This is a genomic window from Agromyces sp. C10 (assembly GCF_023217995.1).
Taxonomy (GTDB): Bacteria; Actinomycetota; Actinomycetes; order Actinomycetales; family Microbacteriaceae; genus Agromyces; species Agromyces indicus.
This window is the reverse complement of sequence record NZ_JALPSX010000003.1, coordinates 294,822-309,201: the sequence shown is the minus strand read 5'-3', so window position 1 is coordinate 309,201 and position 14,380 is coordinate 294,822. Positions and strand designations below refer to the sequence as shown.

The 14,380-nt window shown below is 71.9% G+C and carries 13 protein-coding genes; 4 read left to right on the top strand and 9 right to left on the bottom strand.

All coding sequences use genetic code 11. The features are described 5' to 3' along the window. The 3 genes from M1L56_RS05190 to nusA all read right to left on the bottom strand — a co-directional run. The coding region (locus tag M1L56_RS05190; RefSeq protein ID WP_248598422.1) for a translation initiation factor IF-2 N-terminal domain-containing protein at positions 1–667 on the bottom strand (667 nt) is incomplete at its 3' end. A gap of 85 nt (positions 668–752) precedes the next feature. Next, positions 753–998 carry a YlxR family protein gene (locus tag M1L56_RS05185; RefSeq protein ID WP_067947030.1) on the bottom strand — a complete coding sequence of 82 codons (246 nt, stop codon included), beginning with the start codon at positions 996–998 and terminating at the stop codon, positions 753–755. A 51-nt stretch (positions 999–1,049) separates the two neighbouring features. Then, positions 1,050–2,048: a transcription termination factor NusA gene (gene nusA, locus M1L56_RS05180; RefSeq protein ID WP_067947032.1), complete on the bottom strand. Its 999-nt coding sequence runs from the start codon at positions 2,046–2,048 to the stop codon at positions 1,050–1,052. A gap of 155 nt (positions 2,049–2,203) precedes the next feature. Here nusA and M1L56_RS05175 point away from each other — a divergent pair, with 155 nt between their 5' ends. The 3 genes from M1L56_RS05175 to M1L56_RS05165 all read left to right on the top strand — a co-directional run bounded on the left by M1L56_RS05175 (position 2,204) and on the right by M1L56_RS05165 (position 5,530). Beyond that, a complete protein-coding gene (locus tag M1L56_RS05175) occupies positions 2,204–2,809 on the top strand; it encodes a TetR/AcrR family transcriptional regulator (protein WP_248598421.1) in 606 nt (201 codons plus the stop codon). Positions 2,810–2,820: 11 nt separating this feature from the next. Further along, a complete protein-coding gene (locus M1L56_RS05170; protein ID WP_248598420.1) occupies positions 2,821–3,954 on the top strand; it encodes a glycosyltransferase in 1,134 nt (377 codons plus the stop codon). A 70-nt stretch (positions 3,955–4,024) separates the two neighbouring features. Continuing rightward, on the top strand, positions 4,025–5,530 hold the full coding sequence (locus M1L56_RS05165; protein WP_067947038.1) for a sodium:alanine symporter family protein: 1,506 nt from the start codon (positions 4,025–4,027) through the stop codon (positions 5,528–5,530). Positions 5,531–5,581: 51 nt separating this feature from the next. On the opposite strand, the gene M1L56_RS05160 is transcribed toward M1L56_RS05165, so the two are convergent. Then, positions 5,582–7,624, bottom strand: a complete 2,043-nt coding sequence (locus M1L56_RS05160) for a PhoX family phosphatase (protein ID WP_248598419.1) — start codon at positions 7,622–7,624, stop codon at positions 5,582–5,584. Positions 7,625–7,859: 235 nt separating this feature from the next. Here M1L56_RS05160 and M1L56_RS05155 point away from each other — a divergent pair, with 235 nt between their 5' ends. Next, complete coding sequence (locus tag M1L56_RS05155) at positions 7,860–8,669, top strand: DUF1206 domain-containing protein (RefSeq protein WP_248598418.1); 810 nt, start codon at positions 7,860–7,862, stop codon at positions 8,667–8,669. A gap of 85 nt (positions 8,670–8,754) precedes the next feature. On the opposite strand, the gene M1L56_RS05150 is transcribed toward M1L56_RS05155, so the two are convergent. The 5 genes from M1L56_RS05150 to M1L56_RS05130 all read right to left on the bottom strand — a co-directional run bounded on the left by M1L56_RS05150 (position 8,755) and on the right by M1L56_RS05130 (position 14,379). Next, positions 8,755–10,521: a proline--tRNA ligase gene (locus M1L56_RS05150; protein ID WP_197466969.1), complete on the bottom strand. Its 1,767-nt coding sequence runs from the start codon at positions 10,519–10,521 to the stop codon at positions 8,755–8,757. A gap of 40 nt (positions 10,522–10,561) precedes the next feature. Beyond that, on the bottom strand, positions 10,562–11,692 hold the full coding sequence (gene ispG, locus M1L56_RS05145) for a flavodoxin-dependent (E)-4-hydroxy-3-methylbut-2-enyl-diphosphate synthase (protein WP_067947042.1): 1,131 nt from the start codon (positions 11,690–11,692) through the stop codon (positions 10,562–10,564). An 87-nt stretch (positions 11,693–11,779) separates the two neighbouring features. Then, positions 11,780–12,883, bottom strand: coding sequence for a YihY/virulence factor BrkB family protein (locus M1L56_RS05140; RefSeq protein WP_067947044.1), 1,104 nt, complete (start codon positions 12,881–12,883; stop codon positions 11,780–11,782). Between the two features lie 92 nt (positions 12,884–12,975). Next, positions 12,976–13,620 (bottom strand): hypothetical protein, encoded by a 645-nt coding sequence (locus tag M1L56_RS05135; protein ID WP_248598417.1) that lies wholly within the window; start codon positions 13,618–13,620, stop codon positions 12,976–12,978. A gap of 108 nt (positions 13,621–13,728) precedes the next feature. Then, positions 13,729–14,379 (bottom strand): CoA transferase subunit B, encoded by a 651-nt coding sequence (locus M1L56_RS05130; RefSeq protein ID WP_197466970.1) that lies wholly within the window; start codon positions 14,377–14,379, stop codon positions 13,729–13,731. Position 14,380 lies beyond the last annotated feature (1 nt).

The following is a 14,380-nucleotide window of genomic DNA, read 5'->3' as shown; positions in this document are numbered from 1 at the left end:
GGCGCGGCGCACCGGGACGCGGGGCGCCCGGACGCGGCGGCTGGGGCCGCGGGATGTTGCCCGGCGTGGGCCGCTGGCCCATGCCCTGCGAGCTCGAGAACGGGTTGTTGCCCGGACGGGGCTGACCCTGTCGCTGGCCCATGCCCTGCGAGCTCGAGAAGGGGTTGTTGCCCGGACGGGGCGCACCGGGGCGCGGCGCCGGACGCGGGATGTTCTGGCCGGGCTTCGGTCCCGCGGGACGCGCGACGTCGCCGGGCTTCGGACCGCCGGGCTTGTCGGCGGATGCCGCGGGGGCCTCGGCCGGCTTCTCGGTGGCCGCGGCCTTCTCAGCGGCGGCCTTCTCGGCAGCCGCCTTCTCGGCAGCCGCCTGGCGCTCGGCGACCGACATGGGCGCGTCGGCCGGGGCGGCCGCGGGCTCGGGCGCTGCGGGGGGCTTCGGACCGGGCTTGGGGCCCGGCTTCGCCGACGAGGCCTTGGGCGCCTCGGCGGGCTTGCTCGCGCCGCCGACCGCCTCGAGGGCGGCCCGCAGGCGACGGGCGACGGGGGGTTCGATCGAGGACGACGGGCCCTTGACGTATTCGCCCATCTCCTTCAGCTTCTCGAGCGCGACCTTGCTGTCGACGCCGAGCTCGCTGGCGATCTCGTGTACGCGTGGTTTGGCAGCCACTTCTCTCCTGTTCCGGGTCCACCCCGAAACAGGGGGACCATCAATGACGGACGGGTCTCATTTCGAGCCGCTCATGAGTTGTCCATTAGCCGTTCAGCCTGTTCTCCAGATCGGATGTGTCCAGCTCGCCGGTCACGCGGAGCGCGCGCCCGAAGGCGCGGCGTCGCTGGGCGAGTCGGAGGCACTCGAGCGTCGGATGGAGCCACGCACCCCGCCCGGGGAGCACCGCCGACGTATCGGCGAGGACTCGGGATTGCTGGGCGACGACCCTCAGAAGTGAGGACCGCGGAGCGCGCGAACGGCATCCGATGCACGTTCTGACGGGATCCATCCTACACCTCCGGCCTGTGCGTCTCCGGACAACGCCCGGAGCGCGGCCGAGTCACGCCTGGTCGAGGACCGAGTCCGGCTGGATGTCGATCTTCGCGCCGGTCAGCTTGGCGGCCAGGCGGGCGTTCTGGCCCTCCTTGCCGATCGCGAGCGACAGCTGGTAGTCGGGCACGAGCGCGCGCACGGCACGCGTGCCCTCGTCGATCACGAAGGCGCTCGTGACCTTGGCCGGCGACAGCGCCGACGCGACGAACGTCGCCAGGTCCTCGTTCCAGTCGACGATGTCGATCTTCTCGTTGCCGAGCTCGGCGGTGACCGCACGGACGCGCTGGCCGAGCTCGCCGATGCACGCGCCCTTGGCGTTCACGCCGGGCTGGTTCGCGCGGACGGCGATCTTGGTGCGGTGTCCGGCCTCGCGGGCGAGGGAGACGATCTCGACGACGCCCGAGGCGATCTCGGGGACCTCGAGCGCGAAGAGCTTGCGCACGAGTGCGGGGTGCGTGCGCGAGACCGTGATCGACGGCCCCTTGGCGCCCTTCGCGACGCTCGTGACGTACACGCGGATGCGCTGGCCGTGCGGGTACTCCTCGCCGGGCACCTGCTCCTCGGGGGGCAGGATCGCCTCGACGGTGCCGAGGTCGATGTGCACCATCCGCGGATTGGGGCCCTGCTGGATGACGCCCGCGACGATGTCGCCCTCGCGCCCGCGGAACTCACCGAGCACGGCGTCGTCGGCGAGGTCGCGAAGGCGCTGGTTGATGACCTGCTTCGCGGCGAACGCGGCGATGCGGCCGAAGTCGCTCGGCGAGTCCTCGGCCTCGCCGATGACGTTGCCCTCGTCGTCGAGCTCGGGCACGTAGATCGAGACGTGACCCGTCTTGCGGTCGAGGTGGGCGCGGGCGCCGCGCGGGTTGGCGTGCCCGTGCTGCGCGGGGTTGGTGTGCTTGAGGTAGGCCATCAGGATCGCCTGCTCGATGATCTGCACCAGTTCGTCGAACGGGATCTCCTTCTCGCGCTCCATCATGCGGAGCACGCTGAGGTCGATGTCCATTCCGGCCTCCTCTATTCAACTCTCGGGTCCGCTCCCCCACCGGGCGGAACACTCAAGCGTAGCGGATGCCGTGGACGACCTCATCCGCAGGACGGGAGATTCCATGTGTACGGGTATTGACACCGAAACAGAGTTCAGCGTTAATGGGGACTGACATGAAATCCACTCGCGCGTACACCATGCGCGTCCGGGCCGACCAGGTGCAGCAGACCCGCGAGCGCATCCTCGACGCGGTCGTCTCACTCGCCGGAGACCGGCCGCTCGCCCGATGCACGCTGCCGGCGATCGCCGAGCGCGCGGGGGTCTCGGTGCAGACGGTCCTCCGCGCCTACGGCACGCGCGACGACCTGTTCGCCGCGGCCCGCGAGCGGGCCACCGCGCACGTCCTCGCCGAGCGGAGGATCGATCCCGACGACGTGCCCGCGACCGTCGCCGCCCTCGTCGACCACTACGAGGCCCGGGGCGACGGCGTCCTGCTGCTCGTGGGCCAGGAACGGTGGGAACCGCTGGCCGCCGAGATCACGGCGGGTGGGCGCCGGCTGCACCGCGAGTGGGTCGCACGCACGTTCGCGCACACCCTCGGCCGGCTGCCCGTCGACCGTCGTGAACGGGCGGTGGACCTGCTCGTGGCCGCCACCGACGTCTCGGTGTGGAAGCTGTGGCGGCGCGACGCCGGCCGCACTCGCGACGAGACGCTCGAGCGCATGCTCGCGTTCGTGGCATCCGTCACCCGCCAACTCGACCCGGACACCGCGCACTGAGGGAGATCGCCATGTCCGCCATCGCCATCGTCACCGTCGACGCGGGCGGCAACGTCCCGCCGGCGCTCCGCATCGCCGACGAGCTCGCAGGCCGGGGCCATCGCGTCGAGGTGCTGGGCCACCGGCGCCAGGCGGCCGCGGTCGCACGCGCGGGGCACGGATTCCGCCCGCTCGCGTCGCTGGACTTCTGGGACTCCGGCGTGCGCCGCTCCGTGCCCGCCGCGATCGCCGAGACCACCCGGCTGGCCGCCGACCGGGCCCTCGAGGACGAGGTCCGCCGGGCGACCGCCGGTTCGGACGCCGCGATCGTGGACTGCCTCATGTCCTCGTCGGTGCGCGGCGCGGGAGCCGTCTCGGTCCCGACGGCCGTGCTCTTCCACACCTACTTGGAGTTCTGGCAGCGGTCATACCGACGCGGCCCCGTCGGCGTCGCGGCCCGGCTGCGGGGCACCGACCCGCTGACCGCGTGGTCGCGCGCGGCAGGACGCATCGTGACCTCGGACGTCGCGCTCGACCCCGCGTCGGCGCGGCGGACGCCGCTCGCGCAGGCGTCGGAGTGGGTCGGCCCGATCGAGGCCGGCGCGGCGGTCGAACCGCAGCTCGCCGCTCCCCCGCTCGTGGTCGTGAGCCTCTCGACCACGTGGTTCCCCGGCCAGACGGAGGCCTACCAGCGCATCGCGAACGCGCTCGGCTCGCTGCCGGTCCGCGGCGTGCTCACGCTCGGGGGCCTGCCGCCGGACCGACCGCTGCGGGTGCCGCGGAACGTGCGCGTGCTCGAGCGAGTCGACCACGGCGAGCTGTTCCCGCGGGCGTCGCTCCTCATCGGGCACGGCGGTCACTCCACGACCTTCCGCGCCCTCGCGCACGGCCTGCCCGTGATCACCATGCCGATGCACCCCCTGCTCGACCAGCCCCTGATCGGCCGCTCCGTCCAACGCGTCGGGGCCGGGATCGTGCTCCCGAAATCGGCACCCTCCGAGCGGATCGCCCGAGTGGTGACGGCCATGCTCGCCGACGACGGGGCGCGGGCCGGGGCCGCCCGACTCGGCCGCAGACTGCGGGAGGCGGATGCCGCCGGGGCGGCCGCCGACGCCGTCGAGCGCTTGGCGCACGAGCGCCTCCGGCGCACGGCACCACCGCGCTGACCTCGGCCGCCCGGCACGCACCCGCCCGTGATGCGCGGGCGATCGGCCGCCCGACTGGCATGCTGGGCGCATGGATGCGCTGAACGACCTCGTGCTCGCCGCGGGCGACACCCTCTGGACCTGGATCGTGCTGCCCGTGGTGGCGATCCTCGGGATCTACTTCACGGTGCGCTCGGGCGTCGTGCAGTTCCGGCTCATCCCGGAGATGTTCCGCACGCTCACCGACAAGACGCCCCGCGACGAGACGGGCCGCCCGCAGTCCGTCTCGGCGTTCCAGGCCTTCACGATCTCGGCGGCGTCCCGCGTGGGCGTGGGCAACATCGCGGGCGTCGGCACGGCCATCGCGGTGGGCGGTGCCGGCGCGATCTTCTGGATGTGGCTCATGGCCTTCATCGGCGGGGCGTCGGCGTTCGTCGAGTCCTCCCTCGGCCAGCTGTTCAAGGTGCGCGACAAGGACGGCTTCCGCGGCGGCCCGGCGTACTACATCGAGCGCGGCCTCAAGGCGCGCTGGGCCGGCATCCTCTTCGCGGTCATCCTCATCCTCTGCTTCCCCTTCGCCTTCTCGTCGCTGCAGGCGAACACCATCAGCGCGAGCTTCACCTCGACGGTCGCGCCCGACGGGGCTGCGGGCTGGGTCGCCTGGGCCGTCGGGGCGGTCCTCGCGACGCTGACCGGCCTCGTCGTCTTCGGCGGCGTGCGGCGCATCGCGCACGTGACGCAGGCCGTCGTGCCGCTCATGGCCCTCATCTACCTGCTCGTCGGACTCGTGATCGTCGCCATGAACATCACGCGCCTGCCCGAGGTGTTCGCGTCGATCTTCACGCAGGCCTTCGGCTACAACGAACTCCTCGGCGCCGCCCTCGGCACGATCATCATGACCGGCGTCAAGCGGGGCATGTTCTCGAACGAGGCCGGCCTCGGCTCGGCGCCGAACGCGGGCGCGAGCGCCGCGGTCACCCACCCGGTCAAGCAGGGCCTCGTGCAGACCCTCGGGGTCTACTTCGACACCTTCCTCGTGTGCTCCATCACGGCGTTCATCATCCTCGTCTCGAACCCCGACCTCGCGAACGCCGAGCGCGGCATCGGGCTCACGCAGGATGCGATGGTGGCGAACCTCGGCGGCTGGGCGAGCATCCTGCTCACGGTCGTCGTGTTCCTCCTCGCCTTCTCGTCGATCCTCGGCAACTACTACTACGGCGAGTCCAACATCGAGTTCATCACCACGCGGCCGTGGGTCCTCACGACGTACCGTTCGCTCGTCGTGGTGGCCATCTTCGTGGGCTCGATCGCGGGCAGCGACCTCATCTGGAACACCGCCGACGGCATCATGGGGCTGATGGCGCTCGTGAACCTCATCGCGATCGGCCTGCTGTCGGGCCTGGCGTTCCGGTTGATGCGCGACTACACCCACCAGCGACGGCAGGGCCGCGACCCGGTGTTCACGCGCGACCTCATGCCCGACGTCACGGGCATCGAGTGCTGGACCGACGAGCGCTCGGTCACCGGCCCCATCGACGTGGCGACCGCGCGCCGGCAGGCGACGAAGCACCGCGACCACCTGCACCACGAGGACTGAGCACGAGGGGCGACGGATGCCGCCGCGGCATCCGTCGCCCCCGGCTCGGCGTCAGCCGCGCCAGACCTGCACCACCGACGGGCGCGGCGCAGCGGCCGCGCCCGGTGCCGTCGAGCCGTAGTCCGGGAACCGGGAGGTCGGCGCCGCGAACGTGCCGTCCTCGCCCGGGTGCTGCACGGCCACGAACACCATGCCCTCGTCGTCGCGGATGATCGGCCCGCACGTCTCGGCGTCGCGCGGCACCGAGAGGAACTGCTGCACCCGCCCCCGCTCGGGTCCCTCGAGCGGCACCTTGAACAGCCCGTCGTTCTTCCGGATCGTCGACGGCGCGCCATCGGTGGAGATCCAGAGGTTGCCCTCGCCGTCGAACGCGACGTTGTCGGGGCACGAGATGGGCGAGACGAGCTCCTTCGGGTAGCCGGCGAAGTAGGTCTGCGAGATGCCCGCGGGGTCGCCGCAGAGCAGCAGGATGCTCCACGAGAACCGGGTGCCGCCCTGCCCGTCGAGCTCGGTGAGCTCGATGACGTGGCCGTCGCGGTTCGTGGCGCGCGGGTTCGCCTCGTCGACCGCGTAGTCGAGCCCGCGACGCGTGTTGTTCGTGCAGGCCACGTACACCCGCCCGGTCGTCGGGTGCGGTTCGACGTCCTCGCAGCGGTCCATCTTCGTCGCCCCGACCCGGTCGGCGGCGAGGCGCGTGTGCACGAGCACCTCCTCGACGGTCATGCCGGGGACGGCGCTGCGCCCCTTCCGCGTCAGCGCGATCCACTCCCCCGTGCCGTCGAAGGCCCCGTCGGAGGGCAGGGCGCCCGTTCCGGTGATCTCGGAGGCCGGCGAGTCGCCCGAGAACCGGGCGACGAACAGGTCGCCCTCGGCGAGCAGTCGCAGGTTCTGCTTCCGGGCCGCGGCATCCGCTCGATTCGGGTTGTAGCGGTGCTTCGAGACGAACTTGTAGAGGTAGTCGCCGCGCTCGTCGTCGCCCATGTAGGCGACCACGCGGCCGTCCTCGGCGATGCGGACGTTGGCGCCCTCGTGCTTGAAGCGCCCCATCGCGGTGTGCTTCACGGGCGTGGACGTCGGGTCCTGCGGGTCGATCTCGACGATGTAGCCGAAGCGGTTCGCCTCGTTCTCGTACCCCGGCGCGGTGCCGTCGAAGCGACGGTCCCACGTCTCCCACCCCGTCGAGGTCGGTGCCTGACGGAACCCGTATCGCGCCCGCGAGGGCGTGTCGGCCGGTGCGGAGAAGTAGCCGTTGAAGTTCTCCTCGCCCGAGAGCACCGTGCCCCACGGCGTCGTGCCGCCCGCGCAGTTGCCGAGCGTGCCGAGCACCGTCCGGCCCGACGGGTCGGCCGCCGTGCGCACGAGGTCGGAGCCCGCGGCCGGACCCGTGAGCGCGAACTCGCTGTCGACCGTGAGCCGGCGGTTCCGGCGCCCCCCGACGACGATGCGCCAGGGCGCGCCGATCGCGTCGCGCTCGACCTCGACGACGGCCATGCCCTGCGCCGCCTTGTAGATCTCGCTGCGCATGCGGAGCTCGGCCGGATCGCTCGACGGCGGGAACATGATCGCGGGATTCACGTACTCGTGGTTCGCGACGAGCACGCCCGTGAGCCCGCCCTCGTCGGCGATGACGTCGATGTAGTCGACGTTGTAGCCGAACTGGCGCGCCTGCGCGGCCGGGGTCTGGTTCGCGAGGTCGAAGCCGGGTGCGTCGGGGAAGATCGGGTCGCCCCACCGCACGAGCGCCGACCACCGGTATCCGGCGGGCACGGTGAACTCGTCGACGGTCGACGCGACGGGGGCGATCGGCTCGAAGGGCAGTCCGGATGCCGCGGCGGCACCCCTGCCCGGGGCCGCCTGCGCCGGCGCCGCGCCGAACGCGTCGCCCACGGCGATCGCGACCGCCCCGGCCGCCCCCATGCCGAGCAGGGCGCGCCGCGACAGCGCGGCCGAGGCGAGCGAGCGGAACTCGGGGTTCGCGGACGTGTTGCACTCGGGGCCGAGGCACGCGTCGGCGCACTTCAGTCGGCACGTCACGGGCGATCGCTTGCCGCGTGCGTGGTCCACGACGGACAGTCGGAGGTCGGGCAGGGCCATGGCAGCTCCTCGTTCAGGCGCGCACGTCGGGCGCGGTTCGGGTCGCGGGGACGCGCCGAGCCTCGCGGGGCGCGGTGACGGTCCGGCGTCCGCACGTCGACGCCGGGGTGAACGCCGCCCGACCGGCGCGGGAACGGCGGACCGGCGACCGCTCGCCCTAGCACTGCGCGAACCGCGCGGGCAAGCACTCGGCGGCCACTGCCGTTCGAGGGCCTCCCCTCACTACGCTGAGCGCATGAGCTCGGCTACCGGCAAGTCGGCCGCCAACGCGGCGCAGAACTCCCGCATCCTCAAGTCCCTCGCCCGCATCGGATACGTGGTCCTCGGGATCGTCCACATCGTCATCGGGACGATCGCCATCTCGGTCGCGCAGGGCGCCGGCGGGGAGGCCGACCAGGGCGGGGCCATGCAGCAGGTCGCCGGCTGGCCGTTCGGGCTCGTGCTGCTGTGGCTCATCGCGCTCGGCCTGTTCGCGCTCGGGCTCTGGCAGGTGGCCGAGGCCTTCCTCGTGCGCGACCCCGATTCGAAGAAGAAGTGGGGCTACCGGGTCAAGTACGTCGGCACGGCGATCGCCTACGTCACGATCGGCGTCACCGCCCTCGTCTACGCGCTCGGCGGGCGGTCGGACGGAGACCAGTCCACCCAGACGCTCAGCGCGCAGCTGCTCGCCACGCCGGGCGGCGTGTTCCTCCTCGTGCTCGTGGGCCTCGTCGTCGCGGGCGTCGGCGTCGCCTTCGTCTACCGCGGTGCGACGCGCAAGTTCGAGGAGCACCTGGAGCTGCCGGGCAGCGGCGCCGCCCGGCGCGGCATCCTCGTCTTCGGCACCGTCGGGTACATCGCCAAGGGCATCGCGGTCGGCATCGTCGGCGTGCTGTTCGTCGTCGCGGCCGTCACCGCGGACGCGGAGGCCGCGGGCGGGTTGGATGCGGCGCTGAAGAGCCTGGCCGACCTGCCGTTCGGCGTGGTCATCCTCTGGCTCGTCGGTGCCGGGCTCGTGGTCTACGGCATCTTCTGCTTCGCCCGGGCCCGCTACGCGAAGATGTGAGGCGCACCGACCACGATGCGCGAACGCCCCCGGCCCGTGAGGGCTCGGGGGCGTTCGGGTTCGCGTTCGCGGAGCGCGGCGCGCGTCAGGACCCGAGGGCCGCGACCACGCCGTCGATCGGCACGCTCGTGCGTTCCCCGGTCGCCCGGTCCCACACCTCGACGACGCCGTCGGCGACTCCGCGGCCGGCGATGACGATCTTCGGCACGCCGATGAGCTCGGCGTCGGCGAACTTCACGCCCGGCGAGAGCTTCGGACGGTCGTCGAAGAGGACCTCGAACCGGGCCGCCTCGAGGTCGGCGACGATGCGCTCGGCCGCCTCGAACGCCGCGGCGTCCTTGCCGGTCGCGAGCACGTGCACGTCGAAGGGGGCGACGGCGGCGGGCCAGATGAGGCCCTTGTCGTCGTTGTGCAGCTCGGCGATGATCGCCAGGATGCGGGTCACGCCGATCCCGTACGAGCCCATGGTCACGGTGGCGAGCTTGCCGTTCTCGTCGAGCACCTTGAGGCCGAGCGCGTCGGCGTACTTGCGGCCCAGCTGGAACACGTGGCCGATCTCCATGCCGCGGGCGAGCTCCACCGGTCCCGAGCCGTCGGGGGCCGGGTCGCCGGCGCGCACGTTCGCCGCCTCGACGGTGCCGTCGGCGACGAAGTCGCGTCCCGCGACGAGGCCGAACACATGCTTCTCGTCGAGGTTGGCCCCGGTGATCCACTCGGTGCCGTCGACGACGCGCGGGTCGACGAGGTAGCGGATGCCGGTGACGGACTCGGCCCCGAGCACGGCGCCGTCGGGCGACCACGGCCCGATGTAGCCCTTGACCAGCCCGGGATTGCGCGCGAAGTCCTCCTCGGTCGCGGCCTCGACCTCGGCGGGCGCGAAGGCCACCTCGACGCGCTTGGCGTCGACCTCGCGGTCGCCCGGGATGCCGACGACGACGAGCTCGCGCGTGCCATCCGGGTGGGTGAGGGCGAGCACCACGTTCTTCAGCGTGTCGGCCGCCGTCCACGGGCGCCCGTCGGGGCGCGGGTAGCGGTCGTTGGCGAGGTCGACGAGCGTCTGGATCGTCGGCGTGTTCGGCGAGTCGAGGATCACCGCGGGCGGCAGGTCGTCGAACGGGATCGGCTCGGGCGCGACGGTCGTGAACGCCTCGACGTTGGCGGCGTAGCCGCCGGCCGAGCGGACGAAGGTGTCCTCGCCGACGGGAGTGGGGTGGAGGAACTCCTCGCTCTTCGACCCGCCCATGGCGCCGGCGTCGGCCTGCACGATCACGTAGTCGAGGCCGAGGCGCTGGAAGATGCGCTCGTAGGCGTCGCGCTGCGCCTGGTACGACGCGTCGAGGCCCGCATCGCTCACGTCGAACGAGTACGCGTCCTTCATCGTGAACTCACGGCCCCGGAGGAGGCCCGCGCGCGGACGCGCCTCGTCGCGGTACTTGTCCTGGATCTGGTAGATCGTGAGCGGCAGTTCCTTGTACGAGGAGTAGAGGTCCTTCACGAGCAGCGTGAAGACCTCCTCGTGCGTGGGCGCCAGGAGGTAGTCGGCGTCCTTGCGGTCCTTCAACCGGAACAGCGCGTCGCCGTACTCGGTCCACCGGCCGGTCTGCTCGTACGGCTCACGCGGGAGCAGCGCCGGGAAGTGCACCTCGTGCGCGCCCGCCCGCTCCATCTCCTCGCGGATGACGCGCTCGATCTTCGCCTTCACCCGCAGGCCGAGCGGCAGCCAGGCGAACACGCCGGGCGCCTGCCGGCGGATGTAGCCGGCGCGGACGAGCAGCTTGTGGCTCGTGACCTCCGCGTCGGCGGGGTCTTCGCGGAGCGTGCGGAGGAAGAAGTTCGTCAGGCGTGTGGGCACCCGGGAATTCTACCGACGGCGAATGCCGCGCCCGGACCGATCAGGACGTGACGACCTGCGGGGTGCCGACGGGCGCGTCGGCGCCCATCTCGTCGGCGATGCGGTTCGCCTCGGCGATGAGGGTCTGGACGATCTCGGACTCGGGGACGGTCTTGATGACCTCGCCCTTGACGAAGATCTGGCCCTTGCCGTTGCCGGATGCGACGCCGAGGTCGGCTTCGCGGGCCTCGCCCGGGCCGTTGACGACGCAGCCCATGACCGCGACGCGCAGCGGCACGCTCATGCCCTCGAGGCCGTCGGTCACGTCGTTGGCGAGCTTGTACACGTCGACCTGGGCGCGGCCGCACGACGGGCACGACACGATCTCGAGCTTGCGCTCGCGGAGGTTCAGGGACTGCAGGATCTGCAGGCCGACCTTCACCTCCTCGACGGGCGGCGCCGACAGGGACACGCGGATGGTGTCGCCGATGCCCTCGCCGAGCAGGATCCCGAACGCGGTCGCCGACTTGATGGTGCCCTGGAACGCCGGGCCGGCCTCGGTCACGCCGAGGTGCAGCGGCCAGTCGCCCCGCTCCGCCAGCATCCGGTACGCCTTCACCATGACGATCGGGTCGTTGTGCTTGACCGAGATCTTGAAGTCGTGGAAGTCGTGCTCCTCGAACAGACTCGCCTCCCACACGGCCGACTCGACGAGCGCCTCGGCGGTCGCCTTGCCGTACTTCTGCAGCAGGCGCGGGTCGAGCGAGCCGGCGTTCACGCCGATGCGGATCGAGACGCCCGCCTCCTTGGCGCGCCGCGCGATCTCGCCGACCTGGTCGTCGAACTTGCGGATGTTGCCCGGGTTCACGCGCACCGCGGCGCAGCCGGCGTCGATGGCGGCGTACACGTAGTTCGGCTGGAAGTGGATGTCGGCGATGACCGGGATCTGGCTCTTCTTCGCGATGATCGGGAGCGCCTCGGCGTCGTCGCGGCTCGGCACGGCGACGCGGACGATGTCGCAGCCGGAGGCGGTGAGCTCGGCGATCTGCTGGAGGGTCGCATTGATGTTCGGCGTCGGCGTGGTGGTCATCGACTGCACGCTCACGGGCGCGTCACCGCCGACGAGCACCTTGCCCACCTTGATCTGGCGCGACTTGCGTCGGGGGGCCAGGACTTCGGGGACCTTCGGCATTCCGATATTCACAGCAGGCACGGTGCCAGTTTAGGGCGGCCCCGCTGGGCGGCACCTCAATCGAACGGATGCCTCGCGGCCGGCGTCCTACCGCCCGGAATCCTCCCCGTCGCCGTCGCCGCGCGCCTCGGCGCGCTGCTTCGCCGCGGTGTTCGCCTCGCGGAGGCGACGGCCGATGCGGACGTCCTCCTTGCGCTTCTCCTCCGCCTTGTCCATCTTCCGGGTGTCCCGCGGCGGGAGCTGGATCCGCTCCTCGGCGGGGATCCCCGCCTGCAGTTCGCGACCGCGCTCGAGCTCGGCGTCGAACTCCGCGCCGAACAGGAGGGCGTTGTTCGCGATCCAGAGCCACAGCAGGAACACGATGGCGCCCGCGAGCGACCCGTAGGTGCGGTCGTAGTTCGAGAAGTTGGCGACGTAGAGCGCGAAGCCCGCGGACGCGATGACCAGCACGATGATCGCCAGCAGCGCGCCGAGGCTGATCCAGCGGAACTTCGGCTGCTTCGCGTTGGGGGTCGCGTGGTAGAGCAGCGCGACGATGACGACGACGATGACCGCGAGCAACGGCCACTTCGCGATCTCCCAGACGATCCGGACGGACTCGCCGAGCCCGAGCGCCGACCCGATGGCCTCGGTCACGGGTCCGGAGACGACGAGGATCACGGCGACCACGGCCACCAGCACGACGGCCGCGACGGTCACGCCGAGCTGGATCGGGCGGAGCTTCCAGAACGGCCGCCCCTCCTCGATCTCATAGATGCGGTTCATGGCGCGGCCGAACGCGCCCACGTAGCCGGACGCGGACCACAGTGCGATCACGAGACCCGTGACGAAGCCGAGTCCGGCCGCCGGCGAGTCGGCGAAGTTCCGCAGCGGTTCGCTGAGCACCTGGAGCACCTCGGGCGGCGCCACGCCCTCGAGCACCCGCAGCAGCTCGTCGATCGCGCTGCCGCCCTGGCCGACGAGCGCGAGCAGCGACGTGAGCGCCAGCAGCCCCGGGAACAGCGCGAGCACGCCGTAGTACGTGAGCGCGGCAGCACTGTCCTGGCACTGGTCGTCGACGAACTCCCGGAACGTCTTCCGGATCACGTACTTCCACGACCGCTTCGAGACCTCGGGCGGGGAGTCGGGCTTCCGCGCGTCCTCGGGGTCGGGAGCGATGCGATCGTCGTGGACGGCTTGTGCGTCGGTCATCCCACCATCGTGCGCACCGCACCTCGGCGCCCGCGAGGGACTGGCGGACACGGCACGGGGCATCTATCCTGCGCGCGGACGGCCCCGCCGATTCACTCGCACACGTCGGTGTAGACGGGCGCGCGGACGACGACGACCGTGGAGCTGCCGTCGACCTCGACGCCCTGCGTGCCGACCGTCTCGGCCATCGCCGAGTTGCAGGCCGACCTCTCGAGGCCGGCCGGGACGGGATCGCCGACCCGGATGCCGTCGATCGCGAGGAGGTCGATTCCGCCCGCCGACGCGGACTCGAGCCGGACGCCCCAGGTGGGCGCATCGGGGACGTCGGCCACCATGCCGGCGGGGAACTCCTCGATGGCGAGGCCGTCCCAGCGGTGCAGCGTGCCCATGCCCTCGGTGTACCGGGACTCGTAGGTCTCGACGACGGGGTCCCCGAGCAGCTCGGTGAGCCGGGCGAGCGCGGCGTCGACCGGGTCGGCGTAGGCATCCCGCGTGTCCCGCACCGGTGCGCCGGAGGCGTCGAGGTACTCGACCGCGTCCGCGCGGACGAGGATGGCGGCGACCTCCCCGCCGTCGGCGTCGGGCGTCGGCGTCGTCTCGGTGACCGGCGTCTCGGCCGGCGTCGGCGTCGGCGTGGTGGCGGGGGCGGTTGCGGGCTCGGCCGTGCACCCGACGAGCGCGAGGCTCGCGATCAGCACGAGGGTGGCCAGAGCGGTGCGGCGCGCGGGTCGGGTCAACGGAGCTCCTGTTCGGAAGGGCGGTGGGGAACCGTCGACGCCAGCATGGCAGCGGGGGTGCGCCGGCCGGCGCACCCCCGCGTCACGGATCGGTATCGCTTCCCCGCTTCACGCGAGCGCGGCCACCGCGGACGTGTCGAGCGGCGGCTGAGTCTTCTCGACGACCTCGTCGACGGTCACGCCGGGCGCGAGCTCGACGAGTTTGAGCCCGTCGGGCGTCACGTCGATCACGGCGAGGTCGGTGATGATGCGGTCGACGACGCCCCTGCCGGTGAGCGGCAGCGAGCAGGAGTCGACGATCTTCGGCGAGCCGTCCTTCGCGACGTGCTCCATGAGTACGATGCGGCGTCGTGCACCGTGCACGAGGTCCATCGCGCCGCCCGGGCCCTTGACCATCTTCCCCGGGATCATCCAGTTGGCGAGGTCGCCGTCCTTCGACACCTGCATCGCGCCGAGGATCGCCGCGTCGACCTTGCCGCCGCGGATCATGCCGAAGCTCGTGGCCGAGTCGAAGTAGGCCGCGCCGGGCAGCACGGTGACGGTCTCCTTGCCGGCGTTGATCAGGTCGGGGTCGACCTGGTCCTCGGTCGGGTACGGACCGACGCCGAGGATGCCGTTCTCGGATTGCAGCACCACGGTGACGCCGTCGGGCACGTAGTTCGGCACGAGCGTGGGCAGGCCGATGCCGAGGTTGACGTACGAGCCGTCGCCGAGCTCCTTCGCCGCACGCGCGGCCATCTCGAGGCGGGTGAGCGCCATG